At 65.6% G+C, this 9757-nt stretch carries 10 protein-coding genes and 1 tRNA gene; 4 read left to right on the top strand and 7 right to left on the bottom strand.

The window, feature by feature from the left end:
- Positions 1–459 (top strand): chorismate synthase (locus KBZ15_RS11895; protein ID WP_255015424.1); only part of this gene is annotated, 459 nt, incomplete at its 5' end.
- Between the two features lie 15 nt (positions 460–474).
- On the opposite strand, the gene KBZ15_RS11890 is transcribed toward KBZ15_RS11895, so the two are convergent.
- The 5 genes from KBZ15_RS11890 to psbO all read right to left on the bottom strand — a co-directional run bounded on the left by KBZ15_RS11890 (position 475) and on the right by psbO (position 5671).
- Complete coding sequence (locus tag KBZ15_RS11890; protein WP_255015423.1) at positions 475–690, bottom strand: PIN domain-containing protein; 216 nt, start codon at positions 688–690, stop codon at positions 475–477.
- Between the two features lie 428 nt (positions 691–1118).
- Positions 1119–1787 (bottom strand): bifunctional 4-hydroxy-2-oxoglutarate aldolase/2-dehydro-3-deoxy-phosphogluconate aldolase, encoded by a 669-nt coding sequence (locus KBZ15_RS11885; protein ID WP_255015422.1) that lies wholly within the window; start codon positions 1785–1787, stop codon positions 1119–1121.
- Positions 1771–3615, bottom strand: a complete 1845-nt coding sequence (gene ftsH3 / locus KBZ15_RS11880; RefSeq protein ID WP_254932391.1) for an ATP-dependent zinc metalloprotease FtsH3 — start codon at positions 3613–3615, stop codon at positions 1771–1773. Before ftsH3 ends, KBZ15_RS11885 begins: the two co-directional genes overlap by 17 nt.
- Positions 3616–3651: 36 nt before the next feature.
- Positions 3652–4839 carry a sulfate adenylyltransferase gene (sat, locus tag KBZ15_RS11875; RefSeq protein WP_255015421.1) on the bottom strand — a complete coding sequence of 396 codons (1188 nt, stop codon included), beginning with the start codon at positions 4837–4839 and terminating at the stop codon, positions 3652–3654.
- A 19-nt stretch (positions 4840–4858) separates the two neighbouring features.
- Positions 4859–5671: a photosystem II manganese-stabilizing polypeptide gene (gene psbO, locus KBZ15_RS11870; RefSeq protein ID WP_255015420.1), complete on the bottom strand. Its 813-nt coding sequence runs from the start codon at positions 5669–5671 to the stop codon at positions 4859–4861.
- A gap of 141 nt (positions 5672–5812) precedes the next feature.
- Here psbO and KBZ15_RS11865 point away from each other — a divergent pair, with 141 nt between their 5' ends.
- Positions 5813–6130, top strand: a complete 318-nt coding sequence (locus tag KBZ15_RS11865) for a hypothetical protein (protein WP_255015419.1) — start codon at positions 5813–5815, stop codon at positions 6128–6130.
- Here KBZ15_RS11865 and coaBC read toward each other — a convergent pair.
- Both coaBC and KBZ15_RS11855 read right to left on the bottom strand, forming a co-directional pair.
- Complete coding sequence (coaBC, locus tag KBZ15_RS11860) at positions 6111–7388, bottom strand: bifunctional phosphopantothenoylcysteine decarboxylase/phosphopantothenate--cysteine ligase CoaBC (protein ID WP_255015418.1); 1278 nt, start codon at positions 7386–7388, stop codon at positions 6111–6113. The genes KBZ15_RS11865 and coaBC overlap by 20 nt on opposite strands.
- The gene (locus KBZ15_RS11855) at positions 7378–7587 is read right to left on the bottom strand and encodes a DUF2555 domain-containing protein (protein ID WP_255015417.1); all 210 of its coding nucleotides are present in this window, start codon (positions 7585–7587) and stop codon (positions 7378–7380) included. The genes coaBC and KBZ15_RS11855 overlap by 11 nt, the downstream gene beginning before the upstream one ends.
- Before the next feature lie 63 nt (positions 7588–7650).
- Here KBZ15_RS11855 and KBZ15_RS11850 point away from each other — a divergent pair.
- Positions 7651–7723 (top strand) — tRNA-Ala (locus KBZ15_RS11850).
- A 104-nt stretch (positions 7724–7827) separates the two neighbouring features.
- On the top strand, positions 7828–9546 hold the full coding sequence (locus KBZ15_RS11845; protein WP_255015416.1) for a tyrosine-type recombinase/integrase: 1719 nt from the start codon (positions 7828–7830) through the stop codon (positions 9544–9546).
- Positions 9547–9757: the final 211 nt, after the last annotated feature.

Raw genomic sequence — 9757 nt, 5'->3', positions numbered from 1 at the left:
GAATGCATCGTGCGCAAGGCGGCAATGGGGCTGGGCATGCCGGTTTTTGACAAGTTGGAAGCAGATCTGGCCAAGGCGGTGATGTCGCTGCCGGCCACCAAGGGATTTGAGATCGGTTCCGGCTTCGCCGGCACCCTGCTCAAAGGCAGCGAACACAACGACGCCTTTCTGCCGACAGCTGATGGACGCCTGCACACAGCCACCAACAACTCAGGCGGCATCCAAGGCGGCATCAGCAACGGCGAGCCGATCGTGATTCGCGTGGCCTTCAAGCCCACCGCCACGATCCGCAAGGCCCAGCAGACCATCAACGAGCGGGGTGAGGCCACCACCCTCGAAGCCAAGGGCAGGCACGACCCCTGCGTGCTGCCGCGGGCGGTGCCAATGGTGGAAGCGATGGTGGCCCTGGTGCTGGCCGATCACCTGCTGCGCCAGCAGGGCCAGTGCAGCCTCTGGTGAGGGAGGCAACTGCCTTCACCAGAGGCTGCGCACATGGCCGTAGGAGAGGATCTTGTTGTCGGCGCTGAGTAGGGGAATCCCCAGCTCGCGGGCCTGGGCAACCAGGAAGCGATCGGCGGGATCGGCGTGGAATGGCTCCGGTAGGCCGGTGGCTGCCACAGCCACGGCGGGATCGAGGGCCAGCAATCGCACCGCCGGATGGGAGGCCAGCAGCCAACCAGCGCTCCACATCGAGGCTGAGGGCGAGTCGACCCCGATTCACCAGCATCGCCACTTCCCAGCAGCTGATCGCCGACACCAGCAGACCCGGTGAACCGCCCGGCCTGCCGGCGCTCTCGATCTCCTGATCTGTGGCGGCTAGGGCATTCGCTGACAGCCTCAGATGATTGCCATCGGCCCACCAGATAAGCGCATGGGTACCTAGCAGGATCACACCAGGGCTTCCCAGTCGTTCTCACCGACCGGCTCGAACGGGTCGTCGAAGCGCAGCACCGACCCGCGCAGCTGCCCGAGTGGGTCGGCGTCGAGCCATGCCTGCCCCGGGAGCAACTGGGAAGACGAACAGAGGAGGAGCAGCAGCGCATGCGCTTTGAGCGGTTGCGTGGCCAGGCTCTGCCGTCTTCATGGGCAAAACCGGGTCATGGTCTGGTCGGCCGAGATCAGCGTCCCAGCTGCGTAAGCACGTCCTGCAATGCCTCCAGGCCGGCATCAGCCGCCGCCGCCTGGAGAGCTGCGGTGAGCCCCGAACCCAGCGCCACCGCATCCACCCCGGCCTCCAGCCAGGGCAGCACATCGCCGGGGTTGAGGCCGCCGGCGGCGATGCAGTAGGGCAGCGGGGCGCCCAGGGGCTCCCGCAGCCGCCGCCAGTGATCGATGCCGACGCTCACCGCCGGAAACAGCTTGACGATGCCGCAGCCCAACCGGCGGGCCTGATGCACTTCGGAGGGGCTCATCACTCCGGGCACCAGCAGCAGCTCCCGTTCGGTCGCCCACCGTTGCAGCTCAAGATCGAGCAGAGGCGAAACCGCGTAGCGGCAGCCGGCAGCTGCGGCGTCAGCCACCCCCTGGAGCTGGCAAACCGAGGCTGCCCCCAGCTCCAGAGCGGGAAAGAGGTCAATCAGCTCCCGCATCTGATCCGCCCAGACCGGTTTCGGCTGCCAGGCGATCTCCACATGGATCAGCCCCAACTCCTGCAGCCGCTCCAGGGTTGGCAGGGCCAGCAGGGGCTCGCCCGGCCGCAGCACTATCAGCAGCGGCTGGGCCCGCAGGGAATGGATCAGCCAAGAAGCACTCCCCGCCGGCCCGCAAGCCTCAGACGTATTCGGCAACCTTCACATCACTGCGAATCAGAAGCTCCTGGAGAGCTTCCGCATCCACGGTTTCCTTCTCCACCAGCATGGCGGCGAGTTCATCGAGCACCAGGCGATTGCCGGTAAGCACCGAAGTGGCCCGCTTGTAGGCCTCAGCCACCAATTCACTAACCTCCTCGTCGATGGCAGCTGCGGTGTCTTCGGAGAAATCACGCTCAGCGGCGATGTCGCGACCCAGGAACATGCCGCCCTGGCTGCGGCCCAGGGCAACGGGGCCCAGCCGATCGCTCATGCCGAAGCGGGTAACCATCTGGCGTGCCACCCGGGCCACCTGCTGCAGATCGTTTGAGGCTCCAGTTGTCACCTCATCTTCGCCGTAGACAATTTCTTCAGCAACCCGACCGCCCAGGGCCACAGCCATCTGGTTTTGGAGATAGGAGCGGGAGTAGAGCCCCGATTCCATCCGCTCTTCAGAGGGGGTGAAGAAGGTGAGGCCCCCCGCATTGCCGCGGGGAATGATCGAAATCTTCTGCACCGGGTCGTAGTCGGGCATAAGGGCGCCCACCAGGGCATGGCCCGCCTCGTGATAAGCCACCAGACGCTTGCGCTTCTCACTCATGACCCGATCTTTCTTCTCCGGACCAGCCATCACCCGCTCGATGGCGTCGTTCACCTCGTCCATGGAGACTTCGGTGAGCTGGCGCCTGGCCGCCAGGATCGCCGCCTCGTTGAGCAGGTTGGCCAGATCGGCGCCGGTGTAGCCGGGGGTGCGGCGGGCGATTTTGTCGAGGTCAACGTCCTTGGCCAGGGTCTTGCCGCGGGCATGGACGCCGAGGATCTGGAGGCGACCGGCGTAATCGGGCCGATCTACCACCACCTGCCGGTCGAAACGACCGGGCCGCAGCAGGGCCGAATCGAGCACATCAGGCCGGTTGGTGGCCGCCACGATGATTACGCCGGTATTGCCCTCAAAGCCATCCATCTCGGTGAGCAGCTGGTTGAGGGTCTGCTCCCGCTCGTCATTGCCGCCGCCAAGGCCAGCGCCGCGCTGGCGACCAACGGCGTCGATCTCGTCGATGAAGACAATGCAGGGGGCACTCTTTTTGGCCTGCTCGAACAGGTCGCGCACCCGGCTGGCACCCACGCCCACAAACATCTCCACGAATTCAGAGCCGGAGATCGAGAAGAAAGGAACGCCTGCCTCGCCGGCCACCGCCTTGGCCAGGAGGGTTTTACCGGTGCCCGGAGGGCCCACCAGCAGCACACCCTTGGGGATCTTGGCGCCAACGGCTGTGAAGCGATCGGGGTTTTTGAGGAAGTCGACCACCTCGGAGAGCTCCAACTTGGCTCCCTCGATGCCCGCCACATCGCCAAAGGTGACCTGGGTCTGGGGTTCCATCTGCAGGCGGGCCTTGCTCTTGCCGAAGTTCATGGCGGGGTTTCCGCCACCGCCCTGGGCCCGGCGCAGGAGGAAAAACAGACCGCCAAGCAAGAGCAAGGGGAAGATCAAGCTGCCCACCGCCTGCTGCCAGGCTGCCGGCTCGCGGCTGGGCTGGACAGCAATGTCGACGTTGTGGTCTGTGAGCAGTTTGAGCAGGTCTTTGTCAGGTGCCAGGTTGACGACTGCGCGCCTGCCGTCGTTTTCGACCACCTGGGCCGTACCCCGATCGGGGGAGATCAGCACCCGGGAAACCTCATTGGCCTGCACCGCCTCAACGAAGTCGCTGTAGCGCAGGGTTCGCGGCGCATTGGCCGGATCGGGCCTATCCAGGAAGGCCGTGCCCACGGCAATCACCACGATCACGAGCAGGACGTAAAGCCCCGCATTGCGCCAACGCTTTTTCAAGACCCTTTCTCCAACTGAGAATCAAGTAAAGGAATGTTAACCGGCTGAGGAGCGCAGCACCGCCACCACGCTGCGGAAGGCGAACCATTCTGGTATTTCTTCGCCTCCGCGAAGCATCTGGCGGAACTGGGTGCCACTGAGCTTGCGGATGTGCAGGCCCCGGGCTTGGGCGTGTTCGGCGGTCACGTACCCCTCCTCCTCGGTGTACACCAGGTTGAGTGAGGGCACGGTTTCCATGCCCAGCTCGGCGGCGTTGTCCCGGGCGAAATCCTGGGCCTGGTAAGGGCCGTAGAAGTCTTCGCCGCTCAGGGAGCTCTTGCAGCCGGCCATGTCGCGGCCAATGATGAAGTGGGTGCAGCCGTAGTTCTTACGGATGATCATGTGCTGCAGGGCCTCGCGGGGGCCGGCCATGTGCATCGAATAGGGCAGGTAGGCCCAACGGATGCGGGGGTTGTCCAGCTCGGCGGCCAGGCGCTCATAGGTCTCGAAGCGCACCTCTCCGGCGATGTCGTCGTCCTGGGTGGGGCCGCAGGTGGGGTGCACCAGCACCACGCCCTGCTCGCTCACATTGGCGGCATCGAGCGCCCGGGTGAACAGCTCGTAATGGGCCCGGTGGATGGGATTTCGGCACTGGAAGGCCACCACGCTTTGCCCCTCGGGCAGGGTGGCGCGCACCTCGGCTGGGGTCTTGCAGGGGAAAACCCGCCGGGGCAGGTCCAGACCCTGGATGGCCCCACCCAGGTAGTAGCGCCCCCGTTCGCTGGCGATCATCTTCACCGCCGGATGCTCGAGCGAGGTGGTGCCATAGCAACCCTGGGCCTCGCGGGCCTTGTCTGGCTCCCAGCGGCTCTCCACCGTCAGCACCGCCAGCTCCTGGCCGCGATAGGTGAGCAGCAGCCTGTCGCCGACGCCAATCGAGCCGTCGTCGGTGTCAAAGACAATCGGCAGGCCAAACAGCAGGCCACTGGTGGTGCGGTGGGTCGCCACCACGGCGTCGTAATCCTCCTGGTGCATGAAGCCGCGCAGGGGTGAGAAGCCGCCCACCACGAGCAGCTCCACATCGCAGGCGTTGCGATCGCTGCACTCAACTCTGCGGCTGATCCCCAACTTGATGGGCTCCCGCTGCCCGGCAGCCACCATCAGGTTCACCAGCCCCCCCCCGTGAGGGGCAATCAGGCCCGCAGAGCTGGCGGGCACTGGTGTTGTGGAATCAAGAACGGTCATGAGATGGTCTCGTTATCACTCAGGCCTGCTCGAGGCGGCCGAAGAGCTGGCCGACGATCTTTACGTCCACCACGGCCTTGGTACCCATGTCGGAGTCGGAGGGCTGGATGGCGGTGAACACGCCGGCAAATTCGCCGGTGGTTGGATCCACCTTGGTGATCGAGAGGTTCATGGTGCCGGAACCATCCACATAGCGTTTGACGGTTTCACCGGTAAATTCATCGCCGGCGGGCACCAGGCCCATCGCACTGCTGTAGCCGGTGGTGAGACCGCGGCCCTTGGGGTCAAGAAAGTTGCTGGTGCGGTAGCTGGGAGCCCGATAGGGACCTTCGAAATCGGTGCTGGTGGTGAGGGCGGTGCCTTCGGCACTGGCCACCAGTTCCTTGCTGGAGAAGGTGAAGGGCACCTCCTCACCACCAGGCAGGAGCACGGTGATCGGCTGGAAGTCGATGCCGCCGAGTTCCTTGAAGGTGAGGCCATCGGCGCCCACGGTCAGATCGCCGTAAACCTGATCGAGGCTCGAGGTGAAGCGGGTGAGGATCTTGCCAGCGACAAACTGGGCCTCCTGGCGCTTGTTGGCGGGCTCGCCCTTGACATACACCTCTGCCGGGTGCATGCAGATCTCGCTGAGCTGGTATTTCGCCGAGGGGTCGAGGGTGATGGAGCCGCGGGCCGAATCCGGCAGGGTCGGGCAGTCGTTGGCCAGGCCGGTGTTGTGGATGTCGTCGTAGGTGAGGTTGGCGCGATCCACGGCCTTGGCCCCACCGCTGCAGGCGGTCACCAGGGTCAGGCACAGCGCCAGCACGAGGGCCAGCAGAGGACGAAAACTCATGGGAGAACGCCGCGGATACGGCGGATGGGGACTGGGCTGGGGCGGATCCTACCGGTGCAAAACCCTGATTCCCCGTACGATGTCGCGGCTCTCAACAACCTGTATGCGAGCGAGCCTCGCGAGCCTGGATAGACACATGTGATGGGCCTGACGACCAGCCAGCAGCAGCGACTCACCAGCCAGCTCGGCCAGCTCGAACTGCTGGCTGGGGAACTGGAGGGCCAACCCGAATCCCTGCTCGCGCTGCTGCGCCAACTGGAGCAGCTACATCGCTCCGTTCAGGACGGGGCCTTCCGCCGCAGCCTGCCCAGCGACCGCAGCCAGCTCTTCAGGCTGCTGGAGAGCATCGAGCGCGGCGGCGGCTGGCCCTACATCCCCCGCCCCCAGCTGCGCAGTTTTCTCGATCAGCTGCAGGCCCAGCCGGCGCCCCCCCCGGCTGCTACGGCCGCAGGGCTGTGAGCAACTGCTGGGCAATCGCCAGCTTGGATGCGCTCAGGAGCTGCTGCTCACCACCTGCTCCACCGCCAGCCCCACCCCCTGCTCCACCGAGCAGCCAGCCCTGGTTGGTATCCACGGCGAAGCCGGCTCCGGCCTGATCGATCGGATTGGCAAACAGCAGGTCGCAACCCTTGCGGGCCCACTTGGCCCGGGCGGCGGGCAGCACGTCACCCGACTGGGCCGCAAAGCCCAGGATCCTCTGGCCAGCGGGCCTTCTAGCCACCAGGCCCGCCAACAGATCCGGCACGGCCTGCCAACCGGTGCTGAGCTCGGCCGCCAGGTCGTGCTTGCTGAGTTTGGTGTCGAGCGGCTGCTGGCGGCGGTGATCGGCCACCGCCGCCGCCATGGCGATGGCATCGAAGCCGGGTTGGAGCCTCAGCAGAGCCTGCTCCATTTCAGCCGCCGTCTGCACGGGCTCGCAGCACAGGCCAGCGAGGAGCTGGGGGTCAAGGGCCAGGGGGCCATGCACCAGGGTCACCTCGGCCCCCCGGAGCCGGGCCGCCTGGGCCAGTAACACCCCCATACGGCCGCTGCTGGGATTGGTGATACAGCGGGCCAGGTCGAGGGGTTCGCGGGTGGGGCCGGCCGTCACCAGCAGCCGCAGGCCAGACCAATCGCGCCGCCAGCCCCAGAGCTGCAGGCATTCCAGGGCCAGCAGCAACTGCAGCGGCTCGGCCATGCGGCCATCCCCCTGGCGGTCACAGGCCAACAGCCCCGGCGCCGGCCCCAGGGGCAACACCCGCTCAAAACTGCCCAGCAGCTCCCAGTTGCGGCGCACGGCCGGAGCCGCCCACATCGCCGTGTTCATCGCTGCCGCCGCCAGCACCGGCGCTTCGCAGGCCAACAGGGTGCTGGCCAGCAGGGTGTCGGCGAGCCCATGCACCCAGCGACCCAGGCTGGTGGCACTCAAGGGCGCCACCAATACCAGCTCCGCCCACTCGGCCAGCTCCACATGGAGGGGGCGGGATGCCTGGTGGCTCCACTGGTCGGCGTCGAGCAGGCAGGGATTGCGGCTGAGGCAGGCCAGGGCCACCGGGCTCACCAGCTGGGCCGCAGACGGGGTGAGCAGGCAGCGCACCTGGGCACCGCGCTGCACCAGGGCGCTGACCACCAAGGGCATCTTGACTGCGGCGATGCTGCCGCTGATGGCCACCAAGATGCGGCGACCCGCCAGGGGGTCAGTTGGGGCTGGCTCAGTTGAGTCTGGCTCACTCTTCATCAAAGGGTTCCTGATCCACCAGATGCACGTAGGGGCGTGCCAATTCAGGCTTGTGAATGGCCAGCGCACGCATCAGGTGCCAGTCGTCCAAGCCGTCGAAAGCGCTGGGATAGTCGTCTTCCTCAAGTCGGCGAGCCAGCTCGGCGACTGAGGCTTCATCAAAGGCGGCGAGCCGCTCCGGGGTGATCGACGCGCTCATGGCAAGGAAGTGGCGGAGATGTCGGAGATAATGGCCAAGGAAAGCTCCGAGGAGCCCGAATTCGGGGAATTAGCTCAGCTGGTAGAGCGCTGCGATCGCACCGCAGAGGTCAGGGGTTCGAGTCCCCTATTCTCCATTTGTACCCAAGTAAACACCCTGTAAACACTGGGATTATAGCCCCTGCAGTGGGTTCTCACCCCCTGTTTGGGTGTAAAGCTGGGTACAGCGTTGGGTACAGGGATGCTCTCCACCACTACTAAAGACAGTTTGCCGTATGTGGTGTTGAGGGGCGCCTCAGCGGGGCCCTACTACAAACGGCAGATCCCGAAGGAGCTGCGCCCCGTGGTCGGGCAGGCCACCTTCACAGTGAAATTGCAGGGCTCCCCCGCCGGCGGGCCCCGGGATCGTGCCCGTTTTGCCGCCTCCTATGCCCGTGCCGATGCCCAGGCTGAAGATGCCCTGATGGCGGCCCGGGCCGGCCAGCGCCAGCTCACACCACAACAACAGCTCGGGGTCGCCGGCAGCTGGGCCAAAGACGCTGGCCCGCAGCATCCCGACTCGGTGGATCGTTCCGAAGTAGCGGCGATCCTGACGGCCGCCAGCGTTGCGGGGATCGTGTTGCCCTGCCCGATTCCACCCGCCTGGGCACCGGGGCCAATCGCCGATGAGCGGGCCATGGTGGATGCAGCGGTGCGTTTGGCCTTCGCGCTGGACTATCTAGACCACCCAGGAGAGGTGGCATCACCCGACGGTGGCGCTCTCTGGGGTGATGAGCTGAAAACCCCAGCATCGGCCGCGGCGTTTTTAGCTGATGCGGTGGGCCAGGCCCGGGCCGGCATCGAGCACTGGATCACCGAAGCCCGGCAGCAATTACGGAGCCTGGGTGTGATCGTGCCCCCCGAGCAACAGCAGGCGGTGGCACTGCGGCTGGCCACCACCAGCGCCGCCCTGGGTGAGCAGGCCCGCCAGATCGAGCACGGCCAGTTTCCAGAGCCGTTGAGATTCCCAGATCCACCGCCGCCCAGCGTGGCGCCCCAGACCCTGACTGCAGCATTTGAGCGGTGGGTTTCGGTCCGATCCCCAGCAGCAAAAACCAGGGTTGATGCTGAGCGCCGGCTTGAAGAGTTCCGCGATTTCATCGGCACCAACAGCGTCGAGCAGCTCACCCCCCAGCAGGTGATCGACTGGCGCAGCCATCTACTGCAGGGCCGCAGCACCACCACCGCAAAGAAGCACCTGGGCCTGGTGCGGGCGATCCTGCAGAGCGCCTCAGACGATGGGCTCCCCATCCCGCAGGACGTGTTGGATCGGATGGCCGGCCGCAGCATCCGCAACAGCAGCGGCACCCGCCAGCAGCGCCGGCCATTCACCATGGCGGAAGCCAACCTGCTGATCCAGGTGAGCCGCCAGCAAAGTGGCCGCCCCTTAGACCGCTGGGGCCTGCCATTGGCCCTGGCATTGGGGGCCCGGCTGGAGGAAATCGCCGGCATCAGGAAGGACGACATCACCGGAATGGATGGCATCCCCGTGGTGAGCATCCGCCCCAGCGCAGAACGTCGATTGAAGAACGATTCCAGCTGCCGGCAGATACCAATCCCCCAGTCACTGCAGCTGGAATCATTCCTGGAATGGGTAAACGATCAGCCTGATGGGCTCCTGTTTCCTGAGCCCCAGCCACCGGCAACAGATCCACGGTTGAGCCATTACGCCAGCATCAGATTGGGCAAGATCATCAGGAAGCAGGCCGGCATCATCGACCCGCTGGCGGTGTTTCACAGCTGCCGACATTTCGCCGCCCAGCAGCTGGTGGATGCCGGCAGTGAGCAGCGCATGGTGGAACAGATCCTGGGGCATGGGTCCAAATCAATGACCGCCAGGTACAGCCGGGCCGGCGTTCCGATCCCCCAGGTGGCCGCGGCGATGGAGAGCAGGGACTGGAGCTGGTGGCCTGAGTCCTGAACCCAGATGGCACGGCCGGCTACGGGGGGCCGTTCTATCAGTTAACTGCCTGAGAGTTTCGGCCGCAGGTATCACCGCCGGGGCAAGCACCACGCTGCAGATAGCGGTTGCTGCACCTTTAGCCATTACTGGTAGCATTTAGGCATCCATACCGGCAGCAGGGGATTCCCTGTAGCGGGCAACCGCAGGCGGGTGACGGTGATTTTCACCG

Source organism: Cyanobium sp. BA20m-p-22 (genome assembly GCF_024346275.1).
GTDB lineage: Bacteria > Cyanobacteriota > Cyanobacteriia > PCC-6307 > Cyanobiaceae > Cyanobium_A.
This window is presented reverse-complemented; position numbering and strand designations above follow the sequence as displayed.

Bases quoted from the DNA above. Each gene is read 5' to 3' on its own strand.
- KBZ15_RS11845 (WP_255015416.1), top strand. From the start codon at position 7,828: ATGCTCTCCACCACTACTAAAGACAGTTTGCCGTATGTGGTGTTGAGG.
- sat (WP_255015421.1), bottom strand. From the start codon at position 4,839: ATGACCGTTCTTGATTCCACAACACCAGTGCCCGCCAGCTCTGCGGGC.
- psbO (WP_255015420.1), bottom strand. From the start codon at position 5,671: ATGAGTTTTCGTCCTCTGCTGGCCCTCGTGCTGGCGCTGTGCCTGACC.
- KBZ15_RS11865 (WP_255015419.1), top strand. From the start codon at position 5,813: ATGGGCCTGACGACCAGCCAGCAGCAGCGACTCACCAGCCAGCTCGGC.
- KBZ15_RS11855 (WP_255015417.1), bottom strand. From the start codon at position 7,587: ATGAGCGCGTCGATCACCCCGGAGCGGCTCGCCGCCTTTGATGAAGCC.
- KBZ15_RS11890 (WP_255015423.1), bottom strand. From the start codon at position 690: ATGTGGAGCGCTGGTTGGCTGCTGGCCTCCCATCCGGCGGTGCGATTG.
- coaBC (WP_255015418.1), bottom strand. From the start codon at position 7,388: ATGAAGAGTGAGCCAGACTCAACTGAGCCAGCCCCAACTGACCCCCTG.